Below are 24,739 nucleotides of genomic sequence, written 5' to 3' on the forward strand. Positions count from 1 at the left end.
TCCGGTGTTTCCTTGTTGTTTGTTGCCGGGCGCCTTGAAAGCACCCGGCCTTATGGATCAGTTGCCGCCGCGCTGTTGCTTCAGCGTCGTCTGGACAAGATCGTAAAGGTCCTGTGCCGGCAGGCCCTGTGCGGTCATGTCCGCAATCCATTTTTCACGGATCGGATCAGCGGCCTTTGTGCGGAACTCTTCAATTACCGCTTCGTCGATCATGACCTTCTGGACACCCTTTTCTTCCAAGACGCTGTCCCATTGTTCGAGCAAGCCGCCGTAATTCGCCAGGTAGTGATCGATCGCCTCGTCAATCGAGCTGTCCAGAGCTTCACGATGTTCGGCTGGCAGGGCCTCGTAGGCATCGATGTTGACGACAACCGGGCAGTTCACCGTTCCTGGATTCAGGTTCGCGGTCCACCAGTCCGCTTCGTTGATCGTTCCGAATGACAGGTGCGCGTGCTGGGCAAAGGCCACGGTATCGACGACACCCGATTCCATCGCATTGAAGGCTTCGGTCGCCGGAACCGATGTCGGCACCCCTCCGACCGCCTCGAAAGCCTGACCAAGGCCACCAGTCGCCCGGACCCGCATTCCTTCAAATTCAGCCAGTTCATCCCGCGGCTCGCCCGTGCCGACAAGGTTATACTGCGGCATTGGCGAGGTCATGATGATGCGGGCGTTCCATTGCGCCATCTCTTCCTTGACCGCTGGATGGTCGTATACCGCATGGCTTACCGCAACTTCTTCCTGCAGGTTGTTCACACCCAGAAACGGCAGTTCCAAAACGGTGATCGCCCGGTTCTTGTCGCGGTGATAGCCGGCACAGAACTGAGCCATCTCAAAGGCGCCGATTTCGATCCCGTCCAGGTTTTCCTTGGGTTTGGACAACCCGCCATAGCTGACATTGATGGTGAATTCGCCACCGGTTTTTTCGCTGACCAGTTCGGCCAGCTTTTCAACATGTTCCGTAAAGGCGCGGCGCTTGCCCCAGACGGATGCGTTCCATTCTGTCGCCGCGGCTTCGGTCACAAAAGCAACGCCAAGGGCGGCGACTGCGGCACCGCTCAACATCTTTTTCATAGTATCGTCTCCCATAGGTGCGCCCCCTACCGAGGCGCTTGCCGATCAAGCTAGCGCCAACAATCAAATGTGCCAACCCTAACCAGGATTTGCGTAATTTTTTGGAAGAAGCCCCAGAAATGACCCGGGACGACAGAAGCGCCGAGCTCACCCGTCATTGCAAACACAATTGACACGCAGCACGGGCAATAGTCGTTACATTCACCTTGTTGTTTTTATTGCTTTTCCTTAAATCTTTGGCATAACTTTTTACAAATGTCGCCGCGCGATTGAAATTTCTTTACAAAGAAATCCAAGGATTACACCAATTTATTTATTTATTTTCAGAACGCGGTAATATTCAAACTTGGGGAGGAACAGGATCGACATTGCCTGAATGACAGGCAAAAAATCCACATGCAATCCAGTCCAGAGGGAGGAGCCTCAAAGATGACCACCGCTGCCCAGGCAGATGCCAAGACATATCCGCCATCCGCAGAAACCGTCGCTCGTGCGCATGTCGATGCCGCAAAATATGCCGACATGTACGCAGCCTCAATCAGCGACCCCGACGCATTCTGGGGCGAGCAAGGCAAGCGCATCGACTGGATCAAGCCCTTCACCCAGGTCAAGGACGTCAGTTACGAGTTTGGCTCGGTCAAGATCAACTGGTATGCCGATGGCACGTTGAATGTGTCGGCCAACTGCCTGGATCGTCATCTGAAAACCCGCGGCGACCAGACCGCGATCATCTGGGAGCCGGATGATCCGAATGACCCGGCCCAGCATATCTCTTACGCAGAATTGCACCGCCGCACCTGCCGGATGGCCAACATTCTGGAATCCCTTGGCGTGCGCAAGGGCGATCGCGTGGTCATCTATCTGCCGATGATCCCCGAAGCCGCTTATGCCATGCTGGCCTGTGCGCGGATCGGCGCAATTCATTCGATCGTTTTCGCGGGCTTCTCGCCCGACGCTCTGGCCGCGCGCATCAACGGGTGCGACGCCAAGGTTGTGATCACTGCGGATGAAGCGCCGCGTGGCGGCCGCAAAACGCCGCTGAAATCCAACGCAGACGCCGCCCTGCTGCACTGCAAGGACACAGTGAAATGCCTTGTGGTCAAGCGCACCGGTGGTCAGACCACCTGGATCGACGGTCGCGACTTTGACTACAACGAAATGGCGCTCGAGGCTGACGACTATTGCGCCCCAGCCGAAATGAACGCCGAAGATCCTTTGTTCATTCTTTACACGTCCGGTTCGACCGGTCAGCCCAAGGGCGTTGTGCACACCACGGGGGGGTATCTTGTTTACGCCTCGATGACGCAAGAGATCACATTCGACTATCACGAAGGTGACGTGTACTGGTGCACCGCTGACGTGGGCTGGGTCACCGGGCACAGCTATATCGTCTATGGCCCGCTGGCCAACGGCGCAACCACGCTGATGTTCGAAGGCGTGCCCACTTATCCCGACGCCTCGCGCTTCTGGCAGGTCTGCGAAAAGCACAAGGTCAACCAATTCTACACCGCCCCCACTGCGATCCGCGCTCTGATGGGTCAGGGCAATGAGTTTGTCGAAAAATGCGACCTCAGCGATCTTCGCATTCTGGGCACCGTGGGTGAACCGATCAACCCCGAAGCCTGGACCTGGTACAACGAGGTTGTCGGCAAAGGTAAATGCCCCATCGTCGATACGTGGTGGCAGACCGAAACCGGCGGCCACCTGATGACGCCGCTGCCCGGTGCACATGCGATGAAACCCGGATCGGCCATGAAACCATTTTTTGGCATCGAACCGGTGGTTCTGGACCCGCAATCCGGTGTTGAAATCGAAGGCAACGGTGTTGAGGGCGTTCTGTGTATCAAAGACAGCTGGCCCGGCCAGATGCGCACCGTCTGGGGCGATCATGAGCGGTTCGAGAAAACCTATTTCTCGGATTACAAAGGCTACTACTTCACGGGTGACGGCTGCCGCCGCGACGAAGATGGTGACTATTGGATCACCGGTCGTGTAGATGACGTGATCAACGTGTCCGGTCACCGCATGGGCACAGCCGAGGTGGAAAGCGCGCTGGTTGCACATGCTGCTGTGGCCGAGGCTGCGGTGGTTGGATACCCTCATGAAATCAAAGGGCAAGGCATCTATTGCTATGTCACGTTGATGAATGATCGCGAGCCTTCGGACGAGTTGATGAAAGAGCTGCGCACATGGGTCCGCACCGAGATCGGTCCAATTGCATCCCCGGATGTGATCCAGTGGGCACCCGGCCTGCCGAAAACGCGCTCGGGCAAGATCATGCGCCGTATCCTGCGCAAGATCGCCGAGAACGATTTCGGATCCTTGGGCGACACTTCGACACTGGCCGATCCGTCGGTGGTCGAAGACCTGATCGAAAACCGTGCGAACAAGTGAGGGTATGATGGACGCTGCCACGATCACCACGCCCGCCGTTCTCATCCTTCTCGGCCCTCCGGGTGCCGGGAAGGGCACTCAGGCCCGGATGCTGGAAGAGAAATTCGGACTTGTACAACTCAGCACCGGTGACCTGCTGCGCGAAGCGGTCGCGGCCGGAACCGAAGCCGGCAAAGCGGCAAAAGCCATTATGGAAGCCGGCGATCTGGTCAGCGATGAAATCGTCATCGCCATCCTGCGCGACCGCATGGCACAGCCGGATTGCGCCAAGGGCGTCATTCTGGACGGTTTCCCGCGCACGACGGTTCAGGCGGAAGCGCTGGACAGCCTGCTGGCATCGAACAACCAGAAGATCAACGCCGCAATCAGCCTCGAGGTGGAAGACGCGGAAATGGTGACCCGTATTTCGGGCCGCTACACCTGCGCCGGCTGTGGTGAAGGCTACCATGACCAGTTCAAGAAGCCTGCCGAAGAAGGCAAATGCGACAAGTGTGGCCATACCGAGTTCAAGCGCCGCGCCGACGACAATGCCGAAACGGTGGCCTCGCGCCTTGCAGCGTACCACGCGCAGACGGCACCACTGATCGCCTACTATGACGGTCAGGGCGTGCTGCAGCGTACAAACGCCATGGGCAGGATCGAAGACATTGCCAATGACCTTGAAGGGATCGTTGACGAAGTCATGAAATAGGGGGTGGATTTAGGGCCGCAAGGCTCTGATCCCAAACAGAATACTTCAAAAGACCGCTTTGGCGGACTGGAGGAGTTTTGCCTGACGTCACATGGCGTCTGGCGCAAGTGAGAAGCGGTCCGACGCACTGGAGGATGTGGGCATCGGGCCGTCCAACGAGGAAGCGAAGGAGGAACCCGCGATGGCGGATCAATCAACAAACTCCGCGCAGACTGCCGAGTCCGATAAGGGCTATTGGCAGGCCAACCTGCGCCTCATCTACATCAGCCTCGCGATCTGGGCGCTGGTGTCGTTTGGATTCGGCATTCTGCTGCGTCCGTTGCTGTCGGGGATTGCCGTAGGCGGAACCGATCTGGGCTTTTGGTTCGCACAACAGGGATCGATCCTGGTGTTTCTGGTGCTGATCTTCAACTACGCCTGGCGCATGAACAAGCTGGACGCCGAATTCGGCGTGGACGAAGAATAAGGGAGAGCAGGGATTATGGATCAGTTTACCATCAACCTGCTGTTTGTTGGCGCATCATTCGCGCTATACATCGGCATCGCGATCTGGGCCCGCGCGGGTTCCACATCGGAGTTCTACGCCGCCGGTCGCGGCGTTCACCCGGTCACCAACGGTATGGCGACAGCGGCAGACTGGATGTCTGCGGCCTCGTTCATCTCGATGGCGGGCCTAATTGCCTTCACCGGCTATGACAACTCGACCTTCCTGATGGGGTGGACCGGTGGCTATGTGCTGCTGGCACTGCTGCTTGCGCCCTACCTGCGTAAGTTCGGCAAATACACCGTCTCGGAATTCATCGGCGACCGTTTCTACAGCCAGACCGCGCGTGTCGTTGCCGTGATCTGCCTGATCGTTGCGTCGGTGACTTACGTGATCGGTCAGATGACCGGTGTGGGTGTGGCCTTTGGCCGATTCCTCGAGGTGTCTAACACGTCCGGTCTGCTGATCGGTGCATGTGTGGTCTTTGCCTACGCGGTGTTTGGCGGGATGAAAGGTGTGACATACACCCAGGTTGCTCAGTACTGCGTGCTGATCACAGCCTACACCATCCCGGCGATCTTCATCTCGTTGCAGCTGACCGGCACGCCGATCCCTGCTCTGGGTCTGTTTGGTGACACCGCTGGTGGTGAGCCTCTTCTGACCAAGCTGGACGCCATCGTGACCGAGCTGGGTTTCAATGAATACACGGCCCACCACTCGAACACGCTGAACATGGTGCTGTTCACACTGTCGCTGATGATCGGTACTGCGGGTCTGCCGCACGTCATCATGCGCTTCTTCACCGTGCCGAAAGTCTCTGACGCACGTTGGTCGGCTGGCTGGACTCTGGTCTTCATCGCTCTGCTGTACCTGACCGCCCCTGCGGTTGGCGCAATGGCACGTCTCAACATCACCGACATGATGTGGCCCAATGGCGGCATCGAAGGTGGCGCTGTCTCAGTCGAGGAAATCGACACCGATCCGCGCTATGACTGGATGAAAACCTGGCAGAAAACCGGTCTTCTGGATTGGGAAGACAAGAACGGCGACGGCAAGATCCAGTACTACAACGACAAGTCCGAAGCGATGGCCACCATTGCGGAAGAAAAAGGCTGGGTCGGTAACGAGCTGACCAAGTTCAACCGTGACATCCTGGTTCTGGCCAACCCCGAAATCGCCAACCTGCCGGGTTGGGTGATCGGTCTGGTCGCTGCCGGTGGTCTTGCGGCTGCTCTGTCAACCGCTGCGGGCTTGTTGCTGGCTATCTCGTCAGCGGTGTCCCACGACCTTGTAAAAGGTGCGATCAACCCGCAAATCTCTGAAAAGGGTGAACTGCTGGCTGCGCGTATCGCAATGGCCGTAGCCATCGTTGTTGCAACCTACCTTGGTCTGAACCCGCCCGGATTTGCGGCGCAAACCGTGGCCCTGGCCTTCGGTCTGGCGGCAGCCTCGATCTTCCCGGCGCTGATGATGGGGATCTTCTCGACCCGCATCAACAACACCGGCGCGGTTGCGGGTATGCTGGCTGGTCTGGTTGTGACCTTGGTCTACATCTTCCTGCACAAGGGCTGGCTGTTCATTCCGGGCACCAACTCGTTCACTGATGCAGACCCGCTGCTGGGTCCGATCAAGTCGACCTCGTTCGGCGCAATCGGTGCAATGATCAACTTTGCGGTTGCCTACGTTGTTGCAGGCATGACCAAAGAGACCCCGCAGGAGATCAAAGATCTGGTCGAAAGTGTGCGCATTCCCCGTGGTGCGGGCGCAGCTCAGAATAAGTGAGCTTGATGCGGTCGTTGGTTCTTGCCTTCGACCGCGTCTTTCGATCCACTGTTCCCGCCCGGCACACCACTGGGCGGGATTTTTTAACCAGAACACCGGAGACAACACATGCCCCTGTCCCATGATGAAATTGCCCGGTTTCTGAAATCCGTTCACCCCTATGACGCGTTGCCTTCCGACGCCTTGGATCAGATCGTCAAACAGATCGAGGTCTGGGAAGTTGAGGAGGACGCTTCTGTCTATGAGCTGGGTCACAAGTTGCCTGGGGTGTTCTTGATCTACGAAGGACAGGTTGAGATTACCGATGAGAACGGGGCCATCGTCTCTCATCTGGGGCTGCGCAACTCCTTCGGCGAGAGAGGCCTGCTGAAAGACGGCAAAGCCGCCACCAAAGCCCGTGCTCATACGCCGTCGGTCCTGATGGTTCTGCCACCGGATTTGGTGCGCAGTTTGATCGACAACCACGACGTCGTTGCGAAATTCTTCAATCGAACCCGTGGAGATCGCAGTGGCCCGCAAAGCCTTGCGACCAGTTCGATTGACGTTCTGATGGCGCGCGATCCCGCCACCTGCCCTGCGGACACGACAATTCAGGAAGCGGCACGGATCATGCGCGACAAACACATCTCGTCGCTTTGCGTGACAGATGGAGAGAAGTTGCAAGGTATCGCCACCCTGCGGGACATTTCGGGCAAATATGTTGCGGACGGGTTGCCCGCAAACACACGGATTTCCGAAATCATGACTGCAAATCCCGTAACCCTGTCGCCCAGCGATATCGGCTCGGACGTTCTGCATATCATGATGGAGCGCGGCATTGGCCACATCCCGGTTTCCGAAGGCGGTCGTCTGGTCGGGATCGTGACGCAGACCGATCTGACCCACTATCAGGCCGTCAACTCGGCCGAGTTGGTTGGTCGGATCGCAAAGGCTGACAGTGCCGAAGAGATGGCGAGGGTGACGGCGGAAATTCCGCAGTTGCTGGTTCAGTTGGTTGCCGGCGGGAACCGGCACGAGATTGTCACGCGGCTGATCACCGATATTGCAGACACGGTTACCCGCCGCCTGCTGAAATTGGCCGAATCTGAACTGGGTCCGCCACCTGTACCCTATTTGTGGCTGGCCTGCGGCTCGCAGGGACGGCAAGAACAAACCGGCGTATCGGATCAGGACAATTGCCTGATGCTGGACGATAGCGTCACCGACGCCGATATGTCCTATTTCACCAAACTGGCCAAATTCGTCTCTGACGGGCTGGACGTCTGCGGGTACTTCTACTGCCCCGGCGACATGATGGCGACCAATCCGCGCTGGTGCCAGCCGGTTCGTGTCTGGCGCGACTATTTCAAAGGCTGGATTGCCAAGCCAAACCCCGAGGCGCAGATGCTGGCCTCAGTCATGTTCGACCTGCGCCCCATCGGCGGCGCATTTGAGTTGTTTGGCGATCTGCAAACCGACACTCTGGCAGTGGCCAGGGCAAACTCGATCTTCGTCGCACACATGATTTCGAACTCGCTGAAGCACACGCCCCCCCTGGGCCTGCTGCGCGGTTTCGCGACGATCCGCTCGGGCGAGCATCGCAATACGCTGGATCTCAAACACAACGGAGTTGTGCCCGTCGTCGATCTGGCGCGCATCTACGCACTGCAAGGCGAGCTGACCGAAGCCAACACCCGCGCCCGCCTGAAAGCAGCCGAGGCCAGTGGCGTGCTCAGCCCTTCTGGTGCGCGTGATTTGCTGGACGCCTATGATCTGATCGCTGAAACCCGGCTGGAGCATCAGGTTCGGCTGGTTAAATCCGGAGCGATGCCCGAAAACTACCTGCCACCGTCTGAATTGTCGGACTTTGAGCGAAGTCATCTGCGTGATGCTTTCGTGGTGGTAAAAACGATGCAATCGGCAGTTGGCCACGGCAAGGGAATGCTGGGCTGACATGCGACTGACCAACGGAGAGACCACATGTTTCTGGAACTGATCGGCACGATTTTCGCAGGGGTCGCATGTGCCGGCATCGTTCTTCTGCTGAACAAGCTGACCGGAGGGCGTTTGCCAAAATGGACAACGCCGGTTGCGGCCGGTCTTGGAATGATCGCGATGACCATCAACAGCGAATATTCCTGGTACGATCGCACCCGCGACCAACTGCCCGCAGAGATGACCATCGTGCAAGAGGTCGAAAGCCGCGCGTTTTATCGTCCTTGGACCTACGCGGTGCCGTTCGTTGACCGGTTTGCCGCAATCGACACCGTATCGGTGCGCACAAACGAAAACGTTCCGGAACAACGGCTTGTCGATCTTTACTTCTTTGGCCGCTGGGCTCCGGTTTCGAAACTGCCGGTGGCCGTGAATTGTGCAGAAGGCCGCCGCGCCAACCTGGCGGATGGTGCCGAATTTGCCGAGGACGGGCGTCTGGTGAACGCTGACTGGATTGCAGCCGGAACCAATGACCCCGTCATCGCAGCCACTTGCGGGGTGTGATCATGCTGACCGGATTGAGTTTGAGGCTCAGGATTTTTCTGTTCTTCTGCCTCCTCGCCCTGGGCGGGGTTGCCATCAGCGCCACCGCTCTCTGGATCACCTATTCCCGCGCGGGAAACCCCGGGCTGCTGAATGATTTCGTCTTTGCCGAAATCCTGATCGGATTTGGATTTCTGGCACTGGTCGCGGGTGTTTGGCTGCTGTTCGACGACAACGTCGCCAAACCGATCGAACGGCTTTCCGCCCAGCTGCGGGCCCGTGCACATGCCGGTGTAAGCACCGACCTGGACATGCAGGCCGCGCGGTATCTGGGTGATCTTGCCCCGGCAGCGGCGGGATTGGCGGAACAACTGGCCTCGAACGCCATGCGCACGGCCGAGGCCGTGGCCGCCGAAACCGCGCATCTGGCCGCCGAAAAACAGCGCCTGACCGCGCTGCTGACGGAAATCCCGGTGGCCATGCTGCTGGCTAGTCCGAAGCATCAGATCGTTCTGTACGATGGGCAGGCCGCCGAGGTTCTTGCCCAGATCGCGCATCCTCGTTTGAACGCCTCTCTTTTCGAATATCTCGAAGCCACCGGCCTGACAGACGCTTATGCCAAGATGTGCAAAACCGGAAAGGACGTCTATTGCACCCTGTCCAGCGTGGATGGGCGGCAGACATACTCCGCCCGGATGAAACCTTTGGGGGATGCACCTGGGTATATGCTTGTCTTCGAAGACAGCGCGGCACATATGTCACCGGACGATGCCCGCCCGCTGGTCTATGATTTCGAACTTCTCAATACACCGGGGGATGATGCGTTTGAGAACCGCCCCCTGTCAGATCTGTGCTTCGTGGTCTTCGACACGGAAACAACAGGATTGCTGCCTCACAAGGATGAGATTGTGCAGATCGGCGCAGTACGCGTTCTGAATGGCAAAATCGTTCAGGGTGAGCATCTGGACATGCTGGTTGATCCCGGCATTCCAATTCCCCCGGCCTCGACCAAAGTACACAAGATCAGCGACCGCATGGTTCAAGGCGCGCCGGATATTGCCGAAGCCGGGCGCGTATTCCATCAGTTCTCGCGTGACGCGGTGATCGTGGCACATAACGCCCCGTTCGACATGGCGTTCCTGCGTCGTCATGCCAAACGGATGAGTGTTGAATGGGACCATCCGATACTCGACACGGTCCTGCTATCTGCGGTGCTGTTCGGGGCCAGCGATACACACACGCTGGACGCCTTGTGTGAACGGTTGGAAATTACGATCCCCGACGCATTGCGCCATACAGCACTGGGCGATGCGGTTGCCACGGCCGAGGCATTGGTCAAGATGCTGCCGATCCTGCAAGCCCGCGGTCTGACAACCTTTGGCGAAGTGATTATGGAAACCCGCAAACACGGTCGTTTGCTGGAAGACCTGAACTGACGGCTTATATTGCACTCGGAAGTCAGCTTTTCATGGACAATCGGGGCCACGCATGGCACCTGATGCGCGGCCAAGGATTAAGCGCGCAATGACCGAAAAGACCTTTAGACCGACCCCGGATCAAAGCCCCGCCTTTCGGGAAGCGCTGGGATGCTTTGGCACCGGTGTCACGGTGATTACCGCGCAATCCGACAATGGCCCGCGTGCCATTACGGTGAATTCATTTGCCTCAGTCTCATTGGACCCGCCACTGGTCCTGTGGTGTCTGGCCAAGGAATCATTCAGATTTGATACGTTCAGTACCTGTGATCTCTATTCGATCCACGTCATGGCGCAGGATCAGCAGGATCAGGCGTTGCGGTTTGCACGCGATGGGGCGGATTTCTCACATGCAGACTGGACCGAGGATGAGGCCGGGCGTCCACATCTGGCCCAGTGTCTGGCCCGGTTCGATTGCCGCCTTCATGCCCGCCATGACGCCGGGGATCATCTGATCATCGTGGGTCAGGTAGAGCAGGTCATGTATCGCACCGGCAAAGGGCTGATTTTCAAACGCGGGCAGTTCGGCGGGTTTGTCGACCTGATCTAATCGTCCAGCGACCCGTGAACCGCCAACGCCTCCAGTTCCGCGTCCTGCGGAGTGATCACGCGAAAGGCTTCGTGCACACCTGTCTCTGTCAGTTCCCTTGCGACGGTCAACAGCGTGTTGGCCGGATGGTCTTCGCACAACTCTGACATGTGGTCGATTTCAGCTTGCGCAACGCCCAATGCGGCCTCGACCGAGGGTGCGCCATAGAACTGCACAAAATGTTCGGCCAGGTTATGCGTAATCTGATCTTTCTCTGAGGCTTCGATCTGCGTCACGGCGACAAAAGTCACCCGACCAAAGGTTTCCAACCCCAGCCAGCCATTCGCAAATGCCTGTCGAGCCTTGCCTTCAAGATCGCCCTGCCCCCAGTTGGAAAACTCAAACCCGCCCGAAACGCACCACTCTCCGGTGCGCGCCGGGGAATGAAACACGTTCATGTCGCTTTCGTCGAAATGGATCGCTCGGGCCAGTTTCATTCTCGGTTCTCCAACAAGTCAGTTAGTGGGCGCAGATGCGTGTCGGCCCCGTCGCGGATCAGCATCCCGAAACGTTCATCCGTTCCAAGGAATACGCCACCGTCGATCAGCGGTTCGCCCACGCCGCGCAGCAGGCCCATCCATTCGGCGTGCAAGGACGCGTTGCCATCCTCCTGCCAACGGTTGAGCCAGGTCAACATGTGTCGTGACCAGCTTTCCACCAGCTGCGTTGCAGAAACCTCGGCACAGCCTTCATCGTACAGCGCGGTGATATCAGGGGTTTCACCCGGCGCATCACTTGTTTGCAACAGCGTCAGCTCCCAACCGACGACCAGCCAGTCCGGCTCTTCCTCGGGCATTGATGTTGACGCAGCCGCGCGGAACCGGCCGCACCGCGCCCCGTTCACGCAAATCAGACCATCCCAACCCAGATGCACCGCAACCTCTGGCGGGGCCAAAGCGCCCAGCGCGTTCTGAAATCCCACAGCACAAAGCGGCAGCATCGCCACCGCATCCTGCAATGGCACCTCAGGGGCAAAAACAATTGCCACGCGCAGGAAATCCGCCTGAATATTGTAGACAACCATCCCCGCATCACAGCCCAGCGCAGCCATGGCCTGCGCGCGCTCGAACGGGTCTTCCCCACCCTGAACCGAGTGGCCCGTCAGCAAGGGTGGGAAAACCGGCTGGCTCATGCGTTGCCTTTGGCGATCATGTCGCGGGCGATCTTGCGGAATGCCTCGGCCTGCGGGCTGTCAGGTTTGCTGACCACGATGGGCGCGCCTCCGTCGGCGGCGACGCGGATGTCCAGATGCAAGGGGATTTCACCCAGCAGCGGCACGCCCAACGCCTCTGCCTCGGACTTGACACCACCATGACCGAAAACATGTTCTTCGTGCCCACAGTTCGAACAGATATGCGTGGACATGTTTTCGATCATCCCGACAATGGGTGTCTTGAGCTGGTTGAACATGTCGATCCCCTTGCGGGCATCAATCAGGGCCACGTCCTGCGGCGTTGAGACGACAATGGCACCATCCACCTGGAACTTCTGGCTCAGCGTCAGTTGCACGTCACCGGTGCCGGGCGGCAGATCGACGATCAGAACATCCAGCGCGCCCCATTGCACCTGGCTCATCATTTGTTGCAGCGCACCCATCAGCATCGGCCCGCGCCAGACAACCGCCTGACCTTCGTTGGTCATCAAACCCATCGACATCATGGTGACCCCGTGGTTGCGCAGCGGCAGGATTGTCTTGCCGTCAGGGCTGGCCGGACGACCCGAGACACCCAACATCCGGGGTTGCGACGGCCCGTAAACATCCGCATCCAGCAGACCTACACGCCGGCCTTCCGCAGCCAATGCGCAGGCAAGGTTGGCCGAAACGGTGGATTTGCCAACCCCACCCTTGCCGGAGGCAACGGCGATGATCCGATCCACACCCGGCACTGCCTGCGGCCCGGTTTGCGATGGCTTGGGTTTCGGTTTCAGATCCGGCGGTGCCTTGTCGGAATGCGCGGTCATCAAGGCCGAAACATTTGCCACGCCTTCCACCATCTGAGCGGCCTTTTCAGCCGTGGCGCGGACGGGTTCCATCTTTTCCGCATATTTCGGGTCGACCTCAAGCACGAAGCGTACCGTGTCGCCTTCCACATTCAAGGCGCGCACGATGCCTGCGCTTACGATGTCCTGCCCGGATACCGGGTCGGTGATCTTTTTCAGGTTCGCCAGAACCGCGTCACGAACACTCATGCTTGTTCCCCTTGATCCGCCCTGCTGACAGGGGCGTGCGTATCGACTCGCCGCTCATTGCACGTGTCTCCGTCTTTGTCTGTACATTTGACGCATCCCGCCCCGCGAAGTTACGTTGAGCCATGCGCTTTGTCCTCTTGTGCCTGAGCCTGACGCTCTCTGCCACCCCCTCTTGGTCACAAGAGGCGATTGGCCTTGCGGCCCCGGCAGAGGTTAAAGACTCCGGCCTGTTGCAACATATCCTTCCTCGCTTCTCTCTCAAGACCGGGATCCGTGTTATTGCAGACGACGCCGGGGTCATGGTGCTGGAAACCGCGCCGCCCGGTGATCCAGTCTTTGCCCGCAACGACGTGATCTATCACCTGCGTATCGAAGACAACGACCGCCAGACCCGTTTTCTTGAATGGCTGAAATCGGATATCGGCAAGCGCACGGTGGAAAGCTTTGCCCCGGCAGACGGAGGGCCCTACTCTGCCAGTTTTGATATTGCCGTGGTTGAGTCCGGTGACATCGTTGAAGGCGACACCCAACTTGGCGAAGAACTTTCGATGACCCATTGCGGGCGCTGTCATGTCATCGGGCCAAGGAACCGCATGAATGGCCTGGGGTCGACGCCCTCTTTCGCCGTTCTGCGCGCAATGCCCGACTGGTCGCAGCGATTCGAAGCGTTTTTCGTCCTGAACCCCCACCCCGCATTCACACAGATCGACGGTCTGACACCGCCTTTCGATCCCGAACGCCCGTCTCCTATTCACCCGGTTGAGATGACATTGGACGATCTTGACGCGATCCTAGCGTTCGTATCGCGCATCGACGCTGCGGATCTGGGCGCACCCCTGAAACTTCAGTGATCCTTTCTGTCTGAATAGTAATCCTCGGTCGTGACGACCCGTGGCTTGGGCTTTGACTGGAAAGGATTGTCTTGCTGTTGGAACTGCACGTTCACCCGGCAATTGTCACACATCTGGATCATCCGCGCCTGATCCGACGTCGCGAACATCGGATGCGTGCCCGACAGCTTCTCCATGATCCGCTCAACCGTGGACTTCACGCCGAACAATGCCCCGCATTCCACGCAGGCAAAAGGTTCTTCTTCGTTCAGAACCTGCTGTGACAGGGCCGCATCGCTGAGATCAAGTTGTGGAACAAGCGTGATCGCATCCTCGGGGCATATGGTCTTGCACATCCCGCATTGCAGACAGGCATCTTGCTGGAAGTTCAATTGCGGCTTGTCCGGGTTGTCGATCAAAGCACCGGACGGGCAAAGGGACACACAGCTGAGGCACAGGGTGCAGCTGTCGGTATTCACTGCAACCGCCCCGTAAGGCGCATTTTCAGGCAGCGGCAAAGGCGATTCAGCCTGCGGGTTCAGCGCCTGTGCTGCCAGCCGCGCGATTTGCCGGCGATTGCCCATAGGCAAGACCGGATCGGACAAAGGCCGGGGCACCGCTTGCCCGTACAGCAGATCGGACATCGCATCGGGGTCTGCTTCGTCAATCAGGCCTATACCCTCGGGGCCTGCAATGGCATGTGCCAATTCAAGCTCCCGGTTCAACGCCTCGCGTTCAGTCGTCGGCGCCAACAGCACATCCACCCGCGCGAACCCATGCGCCAGGGCAGCCAGCATCTCGGCATGGCCAAAGCCAGATATCACATTCAATTCCAATGGGATCACGTCCGAAGGTAATCCACGTCCGAAACGCGCCGCCAACCGGATCATTTCGGCCCCGTGGGCGTCATGGACAAGCAACCGAGGCGCGGTGCCGCCGGCCCGTCGATAGGTACGGGCCAGAATATGCATCCGCGACAACAGCGCCGAAACAGGTGGGTCTTCGTAGGTTATGGCCGTTGAAGGGCACAGCGCGGCGCAAGCACCACAGCCTGCACATACCATCGGGTCAATCGCCACATGCTCGCCCGCCGGGGAAATCGCACCGGTTGGGCAGATATCCAGACAGTTGGTACAGCCCACCTGCTCGGCTCGGGAATGGGCACACAGGGTTTCTTCCACGCGCACATAAAGCGGCTTTTCGAATGTCCCCACCAATTGCGCGGCTTCAAAAGCCAAACGTTCCACGGAAACCGCATCCCTGGGATCAGCCCGCAGATAGCCTTCGCGCTTGTCCGGGGCCTGAACAAAGGGCGTTTCTCCTGCCAGATCGATGACAATGTCACACGATGAAAGCGCACCGTCCTTTGGATCGGTCCAAGCAAACGCGCCGCGCCCACCGGGCACAACCTGCTGAAGCGCGTCCAGACGCAACGAAAACCCACCAAGCGCACCAGAAACCGAACGAAGCTGCCCCCGTACCACGTCATAGGCGCGAGAGAGGGGCTCTGACAAATCAGTCGTCATTACGGTCACTGCCAACGAATCCGCCAGACGCTCTGCCAGATCAAAGGCCACCGCACCGGGCCCGATGATGAAACAGGTGCCTTCACTGAAGACATCCACGCTGGGTGTTACCGGTTGCGCCAGAACGGCCTCGGCCGCCAATGCCGCCATCTTGGGGGTCGCATCCGCACCTTGGTCTGACCACCCGGCCCGATCGCGCAGATCGACAAATCCGGGCACGTCGATATTCAGGTCTTCGGCCAGTGACCTGAAAACGTCATGCTCTTGCGCACAAGCGATGACGGTATCACCTTCTTTCATCAAGTCCGCGGCGGACTGCAACTCATCGGTACAAAGCGCGGTATGCAACCTGGAACAGGCAACGCCGCAGGCGCTTTCGATCTTGTCCGGATCGAATGCCTGTGTTCCGGCGCAATCACATAGCAGTAGTTTCGTGGCCATATCCTCTCCTCGGGCAACCGCCCCGGTTCCATGCACACTAGGCTGTACCCCCGGGAAAGCAACTTCAACCCCTTGCCGCGTTTCCTGCACAGGGTTGAATTTCGGCAATAAATGCCACGAAACACAAGCATTCACAGGACCTGCTCACGCAGTTGCTACCCTGGACTACGACCAAAGTCGTAGAGCTTAGGCTTGGCACACAGCCAGTTTGTGTACCATAGTGGACTTGGAAAGGCAGGGGAGAGCCTTTCGGGGAGGAGCCAGTGGCCAAGGCCGCAAGCCAGACTGAAATGCCGGTTGGCGTCATCGTGCGCAAGACACCCGGGGTCACACGGTGGGCCCGGTGGAACTGGCGCGCTGTGGCCCTTTTACCCGGCGCGGGGCCGGCCGACTGGCAGGAACTGCGCCGCGAAGGCGATGCCGTCGAGTATCACGCGGCCACCTTGCCCCTGACGCTCTGGGCAGATGAAACCGAAGCCTACATGGTTAACTTGTCGGATGGGCAGCCTTCGCTGTACCTTGTGCTGCGGGACGAACTGAAAGGCGAAACTCCCCTGAATGCAGTTCTGATCACCGCCTCTCCGTTCGAGGGGCAGGATTACGCGGATACCGGTGAAGAAATTGTCGAGAAGATCCCGATGACTGAAGGGCTGATTGCCTGGGTCCGCGATTTTACTTTGAAACATCATCAGCACGAAGTTTTCGTCAAGCGCCGCCGCGACAAGAAGCGGACAGATCTGGTTGAAGACGGTAAGGGTGATGCTCGTATCCGGCAGACGTCGGACGTGTATCGCGCCCCGAGAAAGGCGCTGCAATGAACCGGCCCGATGATTTCTGGTCTCGCCGAAAGGCCGCCGTTCACGCCGAAGCCGAGGCCGAGGCACTGGCCCTTGAAGAACAGGCGATCGCAGAACGGCAAGCGGAGCTGGAAGAAAAGGATGACGCCGAGATCCTCGCCGAGTTCAACCTTCCCGACCCAGAGACCCTGCAACCCGGCGACGATGTTTCGGGCTTCATGGCCAAGGCCGTGCCTGATCGCCTGCGCCGTCGGGCTTTGCGTCGGCTGTGGCGGCTGAACCCGGTTCTGGCCAATGTCGACGGGCTGGTTGATTACGGCGAGGACTACACCGATGCGGCCTGCGTGATCGAAAACATGCAAACCGCCTATCAGGTTGGAAAAGGTATGCTGGCACATATCGAAGCACTGGCGGCCGACGCGGAAGAGGCCAAAGACGATGCTGCTGAAAGCGAAGCCGATATACGCGCTGAACCCGAGGCCGCGCCGGTCGGGCCCGAACCGGTTTCCGTCGCTCGCGCGGACGAGCCGGAAGAAATCGACCTTCCCCCGGCGCCACGTCGTATGACATTTGAATTTGAAGGATGACCGAATGACCGCAAGTGACGCGCACACTCTGGACGTTTCAGCCGAGGATCGCCTGCGCGCGGATTTCTACAACTTTCTGGGCTTGCTGCTGGCCGGTCCACCCGACCAGATGCTGCTGGATCAAATGGCGGGCCTCAGCGGGGATGACACAGATCTTGGTCAGGCCATCCAAGCCATGGCGCGGGTTGCAAAGGTCACCAAGCCCGCCGCCGCGGAGCGGGAATTCAATGCATTGTTCATCGGTTTGGGTCGGGGCGAATTGCTGCCATATGCCAGCTTCTACCTCACGGGTTTTCTGAACGAGAAACCTCTTGCGCAGCTCCGCAATGACATGGCGGTTCGTGGGATCACACGCGCCCAGAACGTGTTTGAGCCCGAGGACAACATCGCCTCATTGATGGAGATGATGGCAGGCATGATCGTTGGGCGTTTTGGAAGCCCGGCATCGCTTGAAGACCAGAAAGCGTTCTGGAGCAAACATATCGGCCCATGGGCCGCACATTTCTATTCGGATTTGGAAGCTGCTGAAAACTCGGTTCTCTATGCATCCGTCGGCACCGCCGGTCGGGTATTCATGGAGATCGAGCGCGAAGCGTTCCGGATGACAGCGGGGTAGCCCGCACATCGCCGGTGCCCCGTGGGCACCAAACCGCAATTGGGACAGGAGGAGCCCATGAGCAAGACCAAGGAAGAAGGCACCACACGCCGCGACTTCCTCAAACTGGCCGGAACCGCAGCGCCTGCTGCTGTTGCCGCCGCCAGCCTGACTGGGAAAGCCGAAGCGGCCGAAGCGCCGACAGACGATACCCGCATCCAGGATACCGCGCATACACGCGCCTACATCGAAAGCACCCGGTTCTAGGATCGGACGTTTTCACACCCGACTGACGGTTGCGATTGGCCCCGACGTCGGCTTCAGCAGTACCAAGCCAGCCGTGGCATACACGGCGCGCAAGGGAGGAAACAAATGCTTAGGAAAAAGACCAACGGGGTTGCGAGACGCCCCCAGCGGACAAGTATCCTGTCCCAGGTCGGCGAGAAAACCGTCGATCGCCGCGCATTCCTGCGTGGCTCGGGCCTGACGATCGGCGGCCTTGCCGCGATCAGCGCCACGGGTGGAACCGTGACGCCAGCCAGCGCCCAGACCGCAGCCAACACGGCTGTCGAGAACATCAAATCCGTCTGCACGCATTGTTCGGTCGGTTGCACGGTGGTTGCCGAAGTTCAGAACGGCGTCTGGATCGGGCAGGAGCCCGGCTGGGACAGTCCGTTCAACCTGGGCGCCCATTGCGCCAAGGGTGCCGCCGTTCGCGAGCACGCCCATGGCGAGCGCCGCCTGAAATATCCGATGAAAAAGGAAGGCGGAGAGTGGAAGCGCATCAGCTGGGAAGAGGCGATCAACGAGATCGGCGACGGCATGATGAGCATCCGCGAAGAATCCGGGCCTGACAGCGTGTACTGGCTGGGTTCCGCCAAGCACAACAACGAACAGGCCTATCTGTTCCGCAAGTTCGCCGCCTACTGGGGCACGAACAACGTGGACCATCAGGCCCGGATCTGCCACTCAACCACGGTTGCTGGCGTTGCGAATACATGGGGCTACGGCGCCATGACCAACAGCTACAACGACATGCACAACAGCAAGGCGATCTTCATCATCGGCGGCAACCCGGCCGAGGCGCATCCCGTCTCGCTGCTACATATTCTGCGCGCAAAAGAGCAGAACAACGCCCCGCTGATCGTCTGCGATCCGCGCTTTACGCGTACCGCGGCGCATGCGGATGAATATGTCCGCTTCCGCCCCGGCACGGACGTTGCGCTGATCTGGGGTATCCTGTGGCACATCTTCGACAACGGTTGGGAAGACAAGGAATTCATCCGCACCCGTGTCTGGGGCATGGATCAGATCCGCGAGGAAGTTGCCAAGTGGAACCCGGATGAGGTGGAACGTGTCACCGGCACTCCGGGGTCGCAGTTGAAGCGGGTTGCCCGCACGATGGCCAACAACCGTCCCGGAACGGTTGTCTGGTGCATGGGCGGGACGCAGCATACCAACGGCAACAACAACACCCGCGCGTACTGCGTACTTCAGCTTGCACTGGGCAACATGGGAACCTCGGGTGGTGGCACCAACATCTTCCGCGGTCATGACAATGTTCAGGGCGCAACGGACCTTGGTGTTCTTTCCCATACCCTGCCCGGCTATTATGGCCTGTCCGCAGGCGCATGGGGTCACTGGGCCCGCGTCTGGGGCGAAGAACCTGAATGGCTGGCCGGTCAATTCGCCACGATCAAGGACAAGGACGGCAAGGACAAACCGCTGCAGAACGAGCGCGGCATTCCTGTTTCTCGCTGGATTGACGGTGTTCTGGAAGACCCGGCCAACATGGATCAGGACAACAATGTCCGCGCCATGGTTCTGTGGGGCCACGCGCCCAACTCGCAGACCCGGATGACGGAAATGAAGACGGCGATGGAAAAGCTGGACATGCTGGTCGTGATCGACCCGTATCCCACCGTTTCCGCCGTTTTGCATGACCGTACCGATGGCGTCTACCTGTTGCCCGCCTGTACGCAGTTCGAAACCCGTGGCTCGGTCACGGCTTCGAACCGGTCGTTGCAGTGGCGCGACAAGGTGGTCGATCCGCTGTTCGAAAGCCTGCCGGACGAGGTCATCATGGCCAAATTCGCCAACAAATTCGGCTGGGCGGACCGGTTCTTCCGCAATATCGAGATGGAAGACCCCGAAACCCCGAATGTTGAAAGCATCACGCGTGAGTTCAACTCGGGCCTCTGGACCATCGGCTATACCGGTCAGTCGCCGGAACGTCTGAAAAGCCATATGGCCAACCAGCACACGTTCGACAGAACCACGCTGCAAGCCATTGGTGGACCAAACGACGGCGAATATTACGGTCTACCGTGGCCCTGTTGGGGCACACCGGAAATGGGCCATACGGGGACACCAAACCTCTATGACATGTCCAAACCGGTGGCTGAAGGCGGCCTGACCTTCCGCGCCCGTTTCGGCGTGGAACGCGACGGCGACAACCTGCTGGCCGAAGGGGTCTATAGCGTTGGATCGGAAATTCAGGATGGATACCCTGAGTTTACGATGCAGATGCTGATGGATCTTGGCTGGGACGGTGATCTGACGGCCGAGGAACGCGCGGCCATCGACGCCGTGGCCGGACCAAAGACCAACTGGAAAACCGACCTGTCCGGCGGCATCCAGCGGGTCGCGATCGCACATGGCTGTGCGCCCTTCGGGAACGCCAAGGCCCGCGCGGTTGTCTGGACCTTCCCGGATCCGATCCCACTGCATCGCGAGCCGCTCTATACCAATCGGCGCGATCTGGTGGCGGATTATCCCACCTACGAGGACCGTCAGGCCTATCGCCTGCCCACCCTTTATGCTTCGATCCAGAAGAACGACTTTTCAAAGGATTACCCGATAATCCTTACGTCTGGTCGTCTGGTCGAATATGAAGGCGGCGGTGACGAAACCAGGTCGAATCCGTGGTTGGCCGAGCTTCAGCAGGACATGTTCGTCGAGATCAACCCGCGTGATGCCAACAACCTTGGCATTCGGGACGGATCACAGGTCTGGGTCGAAGGCCCCGAGGGCGGCAAGGTCAAGGTGATGGCGATGCTGACCAACAGGGTCGGTGCCGGCGTGGCCTTCATGCCGTTCCACTTCGGCGGCCATTTCCAGGGCGAGGACCTGAGGGAGAAATACCCCAAAGGTGCAGACCCCTATGTGCTGGGTGAAAGTACCAACACCGCCCAGACCTATGGCTATGATTCAGTGACCCAGATGCAGGAGACCAAGGCGACTCTCTGCAAGATCTGGGCAGCGTAAGGAGGACGATAAATGGCTAGAGCAAAGTTTCTCTGCGACGCTGAACGCTGCATCGAGTGCAACGCCTGCGTAACCGCGTGTAAGAACGAACACGAGGTGCCGTGGGGCATCAACCGCCGCAGGGTGGTGACGATCAATGACGGCAACCCGGGCGAACGCTCGATCTCGGTCGCCTGTATGCATTGTTCGGATGCGCCTTGCATGGCGGTGTGCCCGGTCGACTGCTTCTATCAGAACGAAGAAGGGGTCGTGCTGCACTCCAAGGACCTGTGCATTGGCTGCGGCTATTGCTTCTATGCGTGCCCCTTCGGCGCGCCGCAATATCCGCAGGCGGGCAACTTCGGATCGCGTGGCAAGATGGACAAATGTACCTTCTGCGCCGGCGGCCCCGAGGAAACGCACTCGACCGCAGAGTTCGCCAAATACGGTCGCAACCGGATCGCCGAGGGCAAGCTGCCCATCTGCGCCGAAATGTGTTCCACCAAGGCCCTGCTGGCCGGTGACGGCGATGTGGTTTCCGCAGTTTACCGTGAGCGCGTCGTGGCGCGCGGTTTCGGCTCGGGCGCCTGGGGCTGGGGCACGGCCTACGACCAGAAAGACGGTTGAAATCCGGCTTTTGACAAAACAGCCTCCCGCCATTTGCGGGGGGCTTTTCAGGTGATGTGATCGGGGATCCGTTTTCTGCAACGTCACAGCAAACATATTTGAGAGGCATGTATGACCAATGATGTTTACTGGCTGCTGAAGCTTGACCTCGATCTGGATAAAAAAGATGAGTTCGAAGCGCTTATGGCGGAAATGGTCGCGGCCACGCTGCAAGAAACCGGCGCCAGAAGCTATGAATGGCACATGACCGGTTCGGCTGTTCATATCTATGAACGCTATGCCAGTTCCGAAGATGCCATGATACATATGCAAAATTTTGGTACTAACTTCGCTGAACGGTTTCTGGCCCTTCTGACGCCAGTGGGGTTGGACGTGTATGGTCCGGCCAAAGATGATCTTCGCGAAGCGCTCACGCCAGTCGGCGCCGTTTTTCACCAGCAAATCGGTGGATTTGACCGCTGATATGAAAATGCACAGGAGGATATCCCTATGCGTCTGATTCAGTTTCTGCTCGTTTCGATTTTTCTGACCGGAGCCGTATGGGCGCAAGAGACCTCTGAACCCACGACGGATGAGCGCACCTCGACCGGCGGAGCAACAACGCTGGAAGACATTCTCGCCCGGCAGCGTGGTGAAACCGTCGACAACAGCTATCGTTCCGAGAACACGGGTCAGGGCAATGCCGAGGGGTTGCTGGGTCAGCTTGGCACGCGTGGTGTGGCCTCGGACAGTGACGTGTATCGCGCTTTGCGCTATGGCTCGGCTGATGTGACGGTGTCTTCTCATGGTCCGGCAGACAGCGTGCTGATTCAGGATGGCGGCATGTGGTGGCTGACTTTCCGCACCGGACCGCTGCGCGAATACGGCACCTATATCATCGCCGGGATGCTGGGTATCATCCTGTTATTTTTCCTGATCCGAGGCAAAATTCGCATCGATGGTGAGAAAACCGGCCGCACGGTCACGCGTTTCAACGGGTTCGAGCGGTTCGGCCACTGGCTGTTTGCCGGGTCGTTCCTGATCCTTGGCGTCACGGGCCTGCTGACGCTTTATGGCCGCGACTACCTGATCCCGGTTTTCGGGAAAGAGGGCTTTGCGGCCCTCGCACAGGGCTGCAAGTGGTTGCACAACAATCTGGCCTGGGCCTTCATGCTGGGCCTGATCATCGTCACGGTAAACTGGATTGCCCATAACATCCCCAACCGCGTCGATCTGAAATGGCTGGCCGCAGGTGGCGGGTTGTTCACCAAGAACAGCCACCCACCGGCAAAGAAGTTCAACGCCGGTCAAAAGATCATATTCTGGGCCTGCATCCTGCTGGGCGCCTCCATCAGCCTGTCGGGTCTGTCGTTGTTGTTCCCATTCGAGATGCCCTTGTTTGCCAAAACCTTCCAGATCGCCAATGCGACCGGTATTCCACAAATGATGGGCTTGAACCTGCCGGAGCAGATGTCGCCGCAGGAAGAAATGCAATATGCCCAAGTCTGGCACGTGATGGTTGCTTATGTGTTCATTGCGATCATCGTGGCGCATATCTATCTCGGCTCTATCGGAATGGAGGGCGCCTTTGACGCCATGGGCACCGGCGAGGTCGAAGAACAATGGGCCCGTGAACACCACTCTTTGTGGCTTGAAGAAGTTCAGGAAAAAGAGGCAGGCAAAACCGCCGCCTCGCCTGCTGAATAGATGCGAGGGCTGGTTCTGGCCCTGGCGCTGATCCCTCTGCCCGCCTTGGCCGAATTCTTCACACTCAAGGGACACGGCGGCCCAATCATGGGGATCGCCACAGCCCCGGACGGGCGTATCGCAACAGCCAGTTTCGACAATTCCGTCGGACTGTGGGCTGATCGGACCCCCGAATGGCTGGAAGGTCATGAAGCCGCCGTGAACGCCGTTGCCTTCAATGGCACGGCCATCTACTCGGCCGGAGATGACTTCACCCTGCGCAAGTGGCCCGGTGGCGACGTGGTTGGGCGACATCAGGGCAAGATCGTGGGTCTGGCAGCATCCAAGACCCACGTCGCAACCGCCAGTTGGGACGGAACGATTGGGATTTGGCCCGTGAACGGAGCCGCGCCCACAACTCTTGGACCGACCGGAAGCGGTGTGAATGCCGTGGTGTTTTCTTCTGACGGCACACAGCTTTATTCAGCAAGCATGGATGGGTCGCTGCGCATTTGGGATATCTCGACTGGACAAGAGATCATCCGGCTCATCGAACACGGGTTCGGCATCAACGAATTGGTCCTGAATGAACAGGACAACTGGATCGCTTACGGTGCCGTTGACGGAGTGACCCGAATTCTGGACCTTTCCACCGGTGAAGAACGCGATTTCTCTCTGGATCGTCGTCCGATCCTTGCCATGGCGCTCAGCCCGGATCGTCGGTTTCTGGCCGTTGGTGACGGCGAAGGCTATATCATGGTCATCGATACCTCGGACTGGCGCATCGCGCAGGACTTTCGTGCAACGTTGCGGGGGCCAGTCTGGGCCCTGGCCTTTTCGGTCGATGGTGAAAACATCCATGCTGGCGGGATCGACGAGGCCATGTACAGCTGGCCGGTCAACGCCTTGTCCAACCGGCAACAGATGGCTTCTGCCGAGCCGAGTTTTTTGCAAAACCCCGACGAGATGGACAATGGTGAGCGTCAGTTCGCGCGGAAATGCTCGATCTGTCACAGTCTCACCCCCAACAGCCGGCGCCGCGCAGGTCCCTCCTTGCACGGGGTTTTCGGCAGACGCGCGGGCACGTTACCGGGATATTTGTTCTCGGATACGCTGCAAGGCTCTGATATCATTTGGAATGACGAAACGATAAATGCTCTTTTCGACGAAGGGCCTGACCATTACATTCCGGGGTCCAAGATGCCGATGCAGCGAATTACACAAGCTCAGGATCGTCAGGATCTTATTGCTTTTCTGCGCCACGCAACGGGTGCCCGGAACTGAACTGG

Annotated in this window: 23 protein-coding genes; 18 read left to right on the plus strand and 5 right to left on the minus strand. The window is 58.8% G+C overall.

The window, feature by feature from the left end:
* Positions 1-57 precede the first annotated feature (57 nt).
* Complete coding sequence (locus ACR0A2_RS04705; protein ID WP_480834195.1) at positions 58-1,074, minus strand: C4-dicarboxylate TRAP transporter substrate-binding protein; 1,017 nt, start codon at positions 1,072-1,074, stop codon at positions 58-60.
* A gap of 429 nt (positions 1,075-1,503) precedes the next feature.
* Here ACR0A2_RS04705 and acs point away from each other — a divergent pair, with 429 nt between their 5' ends.
* From acs to ACR0A2_RS04745, 8 genes are all read left to right on the plus strand, one after another.
* Positions 1,504-3,468: an acetate--CoA ligase gene (gene acs, locus ACR0A2_RS04710; protein ID WP_152457725.1), complete on the plus strand. Its 1,965-nt coding sequence runs from the start codon at positions 1,504-1,506 to the stop codon at positions 3,466-3,468.
* Positions 3,469-3,475: 7 nt separating this feature from the next.
* The gene (locus tag ACR0A2_RS04715) at positions 3,476-4,159 is read left to right on the plus strand and encodes an adenylate kinase (protein ID WP_480834196.1); all 684 of its coding nucleotides are present in this window, start codon (positions 3,476-3,478) and stop codon (positions 4,157-4,159) included.
* 181 nt (positions 4,160-4,340) lie between these two features.
* A complete protein-coding gene (locus tag ACR0A2_RS04720; RefSeq protein ID WP_480834473.1) occupies positions 4,341-4,625 on the plus strand; it encodes a DUF4212 domain-containing protein in 285 nt (94 codons plus the stop codon).
* Between the two features lie 15 nt (positions 4,626-4,640).
* Entirely contained in the window at positions 4,641-6,425 is a 1,785-nt protein-coding gene (locus tag ACR0A2_RS04725) for a sodium:solute symporter family protein (protein ID WP_171228579.1), read from the plus strand.
* Between the two features lie 108 nt (positions 6,426-6,533).
* A complete protein-coding gene (locus ACR0A2_RS04730; RefSeq protein ID WP_480834197.1) occupies positions 6,534-8,357 on the plus strand; it encodes a DUF294 nucleotidyltransferase-like domain-containing protein in 1,824 nt (607 codons plus the stop codon).
* 27 nt (positions 8,358-8,384) lie between these two features.
* Positions 8,385-8,903, plus strand: coding sequence for a hypothetical protein (locus tag ACR0A2_RS04735; RefSeq protein WP_480834198.1), 519 nt, complete (start codon positions 8,385-8,387; stop codon positions 8,901-8,903).
* A gap of 2 nt (positions 8,904-8,905) precedes the next feature.
* Entirely contained in the window at positions 8,906-10,318 is a 1,413-nt protein-coding gene (locus tag ACR0A2_RS04740) for a 3'-5' exonuclease (RefSeq protein WP_480834199.1), read from the plus strand.
* 88 nt (positions 10,319-10,406) lie between these two features.
* Positions 10,407-10,907 (plus strand): flavin reductase family protein, encoded by a 501-nt coding sequence (locus ACR0A2_RS04745; RefSeq protein WP_171204599.1) that lies wholly within the window; start codon positions 10,407-10,409, stop codon positions 10,905-10,907.
* On the opposite strand, the gene ACR0A2_RS04750 is transcribed toward ACR0A2_RS04745, so the two are convergent.
* From ACR0A2_RS04750 to ACR0A2_RS04760, 3 genes are read right to left on the minus strand one after another with little or no spacing between them, the layout of a single operon-like run.
* The gene (locus tag ACR0A2_RS04750) at positions 10,904-11,383 is read right to left on the minus strand and encodes a DUF6505 family protein (protein WP_152457719.1); all 480 of its coding nucleotides are present in this window, start codon (positions 11,381-11,383) and stop codon (positions 10,904-10,906) included. The two genes, ACR0A2_RS04745 and ACR0A2_RS04750, sit on opposite strands and share 4 nt — an antisense overlap.
* Positions 11,380-12,078: a biotin/lipoate--protein ligase family protein gene (locus tag ACR0A2_RS04755; protein WP_480834201.1), complete on the minus strand. Its 699-nt coding sequence runs from the start codon at positions 12,076-12,078 to the stop codon at positions 11,380-11,382. Before ACR0A2_RS04755 ends, ACR0A2_RS04750 begins: the two co-directional genes overlap by 4 nt.
* Complete coding sequence (locus tag ACR0A2_RS04760) at positions 12,075-13,136, minus strand: Mrp/NBP35 family ATP-binding protein (protein WP_152457717.1); 1,062 nt, start codon at positions 13,134-13,136, stop codon at positions 12,075-12,077. The genes ACR0A2_RS04755 and ACR0A2_RS04760 overlap by 4 nt, the downstream gene beginning before the upstream one ends.
* 122 nt (positions 13,137-13,258) lie before the next feature.
* On the opposite strand from ACR0A2_RS04760, the gene ACR0A2_RS04765 reads away from it, so the two are divergent.
* Positions 13,259-13,987 carry a c-type cytochrome gene (locus ACR0A2_RS04765; protein ID WP_480834203.1) on the plus strand — a complete coding sequence of 243 codons (729 nt, stop codon included), beginning with the start codon at positions 13,259-13,261 and terminating at the stop codon, positions 13,985-13,987.
* On the opposite strand, the gene ACR0A2_RS04770 is transcribed toward ACR0A2_RS04765, so the two are convergent.
* Positions 13,981-15,933, minus strand: coding sequence for a 4Fe-4S binding protein (locus ACR0A2_RS04770; protein ID WP_480834204.1), 1,953 nt, complete (start codon positions 15,931-15,933; stop codon positions 13,981-13,983). The genes ACR0A2_RS04765 and ACR0A2_RS04770 overlap by 7 nt on opposite strands.
* A 263-nt stretch (positions 15,934-16,196) precedes the next feature.
* Between ACR0A2_RS04770 and ACR0A2_RS04775 the strand changes: the two genes are divergently transcribed.
* The 9 genes from ACR0A2_RS04775 to ACR0A2_RS04815 all read left to right on the plus strand — a co-directional run bounded on the left by ACR0A2_RS04775 (position 16,197) and on the right by ACR0A2_RS04815 (position 24,734).
* Positions 16,197-16,751 (plus strand): DUF3305 domain-containing protein, encoded by a 555-nt coding sequence (locus ACR0A2_RS04775; RefSeq protein ID WP_152457714.1) that lies wholly within the window; start codon positions 16,197-16,199, stop codon positions 16,749-16,751.
* On the plus strand, positions 16,748-17,317 hold the full coding sequence (locus tag ACR0A2_RS04780; RefSeq protein ID WP_480834205.1) for a DUF3306 domain-containing protein: 570 nt from the start codon (positions 16,748-16,750) through the stop codon (positions 17,315-17,317). The genes ACR0A2_RS04775 and ACR0A2_RS04780 overlap by 4 nt, the downstream gene beginning before the upstream one ends.
* 4 nt (positions 17,318-17,321) lie before the next feature.
* Entirely contained in the window at positions 17,322-17,933 is a 612-nt protein-coding gene (locus ACR0A2_RS04785; protein ID WP_171231802.1) for a TorD/DmsD family molecular chaperone, read from the plus strand.
* Positions 17,934-17,990: 57 nt separating this feature from the next.
* Positions 17,991-18,179 (plus strand): ubiquinol-cytochrome c reductase iron-sulfur subunit N-terminal domain-containing protein, encoded by a 189-nt coding sequence (locus ACR0A2_RS04790; protein WP_152457711.1) that lies wholly within the window; start codon positions 17,991-17,993, stop codon positions 18,177-18,179.
* Positions 18,180-18,284: 105 nt separating this feature from the next.
* On the plus strand, positions 18,285-21,179 hold the full coding sequence (locus ACR0A2_RS04795; protein WP_152457710.1) for a formate dehydrogenase subunit alpha: 2,895 nt from the start codon (positions 18,285-18,287) through the stop codon (positions 21,177-21,179).
* Between the two features lie 12 nt (positions 21,180-21,191).
* A complete protein-coding gene (gene fdh3B / locus ACR0A2_RS04800; protein ID WP_010439472.1) occupies positions 21,192-21,785 on the plus strand; it encodes a formate dehydrogenase FDH3 subunit beta in 594 nt (197 codons plus the stop codon).
* 111 nt (positions 21,786-21,896) lie between these two features.
* Positions 21,897-22,247: a putative quinol monooxygenase gene (locus ACR0A2_RS04805; RefSeq protein ID WP_480834206.1), complete on the plus strand. Its 351-nt coding sequence runs from the start codon at positions 21,897-21,899 to the stop codon at positions 22,245-22,247.
* Between the two features lie 27 nt (positions 22,248-22,274).
* Positions 22,275-23,471, plus strand: a complete 1,197-nt coding sequence (locus tag ACR0A2_RS04810) for a formate dehydrogenase subunit gamma (protein ID WP_480834207.1) — start codon at positions 22,275-22,277, stop codon at positions 23,469-23,471.
* Positions 23,472-24,734, plus strand: coding sequence for a c-type cytochrome (locus ACR0A2_RS04815; RefSeq protein WP_480834208.1), 1,263 nt, complete (start codon positions 23,472-23,474; stop codon positions 24,732-24,734). It abuts the gene before it with no gap.
* The last annotated feature ends 5 nt before the right edge of the window (positions 24,735-24,739 follow it).

The organism is Ruegeria sp. H8 (assembly GCF_056532905.1).

Coding starts and splice junctions, on each gene's coding strand:
- ACR0A2_RS04765 (WP_480834203.1), top strand. CDS start 13,259: ATGCGCTTTGTCCTCTTGTGCCTGAGCCTGACGCTCTCTGCCACCCCC.
- ACR0A2_RS04755 (WP_480834201.1), bottom strand. CDS start 12,078: ATGAGCCAGCCGGTTTTCCCACCCTTGCTGACGGGCCACTCGGTTCAG.
- ACR0A2_RS04730 (WP_480834197.1), top strand. CDS start 6,534: ATGCCCCTGTCCCATGATGAAATTGCCCGGTTTCTGAAATCCGTTCAC.
- ACR0A2_RS04815 (WP_480834208.1), top strand. CDS start 23,472: ATGCGAGGGCTGGTTCTGGCCCTGGCGCTGATCCCTCTGCCCGCCTTG.
- ACR0A2_RS04750 (WP_152457719.1), bottom strand. CDS start 11,383: ATGAAACTGGCCCGAGCGATCCATTTCGACGAAAGCGACATGAACGTG.
- ACR0A2_RS04735 (WP_480834198.1), top strand. CDS start 8,385: ATGTTTCTGGAACTGATCGGCACGATTTTCGCAGGGGTCGCATGTGCC.
- ACR0A2_RS04720 (WP_480834473.1), top strand. CDS start 4,341: ATGGCGGATCAATCAACAAACTCCGCGCAGACTGCCGAGTCCGATAAG.
- ACR0A2_RS04715 (WP_480834196.1), top strand. CDS start 3,476: ATGGACGCTGCCACGATCACCACGCCCGCCGTTCTCATCCTTCTCGGC.
- ACR0A2_RS04745 (WP_171204599.1), top strand. CDS start 10,407: ATGACCGAAAAGACCTTTAGACCGACCCCGGATCAAAGCCCCGCCTTT.
- ACR0A2_RS04795 (WP_152457710.1), top strand. CDS start 18,285: ATGCTTAGGAAAAAGACCAACGGGGTTGCGAGACGCCCCCAGCGGACA.
- ACR0A2_RS04785 (WP_171231802.1), top strand. CDS start 17,322: ATGACCGCAAGTGACGCGCACACTCTGGACGTTTCAGCCGAGGATCGC.
- acs (WP_152457725.1), top strand. CDS start 1,504: ATGACCACCGCTGCCCAGGCAGATGCCAAGACATATCCGCCATCCGCA.
- ACR0A2_RS04770 (WP_480834204.1), bottom strand. CDS start 15,933: ATGGCCACGAAACTACTGCTATGTGATTGCGCCGGAACACAGGCATTC.
- ACR0A2_RS04705 (WP_480834195.1), bottom strand. CDS start 1,074: ATGAAAAAGATGTTGAGCGGTGCCGCAGTCGCCGCCCTTGGCGTTGCT.
- ACR0A2_RS04760 (WP_152457717.1), bottom strand. CDS start 13,136: ATGAGTGTTCGTGACGCGGTTCTGGCGAACCTGAAAAAGATCACCGAC.
- ACR0A2_RS04740 (WP_480834199.1), top strand. CDS start 8,906: ATGCTGACCGGATTGAGTTTGAGGCTCAGGATTTTTCTGTTCTTCTGC.
- ACR0A2_RS04780 (WP_480834205.1), top strand. CDS start 16,748: ATGAACCGGCCCGATGATTTCTGGTCTCGCCGAAAGGCCGCCGTTCAC.
- fdh3B (WP_010439472.1), top strand. CDS start 21,192: ATGGCTAGAGCAAAGTTTCTCTGCGACGCTGAACGCTGCATCGAGTGC.
- ACR0A2_RS04810 (WP_480834207.1), top strand. CDS start 22,275: ATGCGTCTGATTCAGTTTCTGCTCGTTTCGATTTTTCTGACCGGAGCC.
- ACR0A2_RS04790 (WP_152457711.1), top strand. CDS start 17,991: ATGAGCAAGACCAAGGAAGAAGGCACCACACGCCGCGACTTCCTCAAA.
- ACR0A2_RS04725 (WP_171228579.1), top strand. CDS start 4,641: ATGGATCAGTTTACCATCAACCTGCTGTTTGTTGGCGCATCATTCGCG.
- ACR0A2_RS04805 (WP_480834206.1), top strand. CDS start 21,897: ATGACCAATGATGTTTACTGGCTGCTGAAGCTTGACCTCGATCTGGAT.